Below are 631 nucleotides of genomic sequence, written 5' to 3' on the forward strand. Positions count from 1 at the left end.
TTTTGATATGGCGACGTAGCCTAGATACAATCAAATACCCAAGATGACGATCCAGCCAATGAAGAGTTAACTCCATCGTCTTTCTCGCCGTCTTTATATATTCGGCTTCTTCAGTTTGTTAAAGATCGGGCGTTAAAAATACAACGCAAACACAACCAAGCTATTTTGCAAACTCGCTTGTGTTTGAGTTGTGGTGGAGGATGACGGGATCGAACCGACGACCCCCTGCTTGCAAAGCAGGTGCTCTCCCAACTGAGCTAATCCCCCTCTAAACCTGAAATGCTGCGTTGAAACGCGCCTCGTATGCATCAGCACACGTCGTTGCCTTTCGCCTTGCCTTCCAGCTTTATTCATGTCGCCGAATCACTCCGACAACAAAAATCCTGGTGGGTCTGGTTGGACTCGAACCAACGACCCCCGCCTTATCAAGACGGTGCTCTAACCAGCTGAGCTACAAACCCATTTCTCGGTCAGCCATCGCTGGCTGACTCGCCCTTAACTACAAATAACCGATAGGCTGTAAGTACTCGATCAACAACCTTCTCTAGAAAGGAGGTGATCCAGCCGCAGGTTCCCCTACGGCTACCTTGTTACGACTTCACCCCAGTCATGAATCCCACCGTGGTAAGCG

At 49.6% G+C, this 631-nt stretch carries 2 tRNA genes and 1 rRNA gene; all 3 read right to left on the bottom strand.

What is annotated here, in order from left to right:
* Positions 1-191 precede the first annotated feature (191 nt).
* A tRNA-Ala gene (locus tag HA052_RS27145) sits at positions 192-267 on the bottom strand.
* A 117-nt stretch (positions 268-384) separates the two neighbouring features.
* A tRNA-Ile gene (locus HA052_RS27150) sits at positions 385-461 on the bottom strand.
* Between the two features lie 87 nt (positions 462-548).
* Positions 549-631, bottom strand: a 16S ribosomal RNA gene (locus tag HA052_RS27155); the annotation flags it as partial.

Origin of the sequence: Chromobacterium fluminis (genome assembly GCF_011602385.1) — a bacterium.
GTDB lineage: Bacteria > Pseudomonadota > Gammaproteobacteria > Burkholderiales > Chromobacteriaceae > Chromobacterium > Chromobacterium fluminis.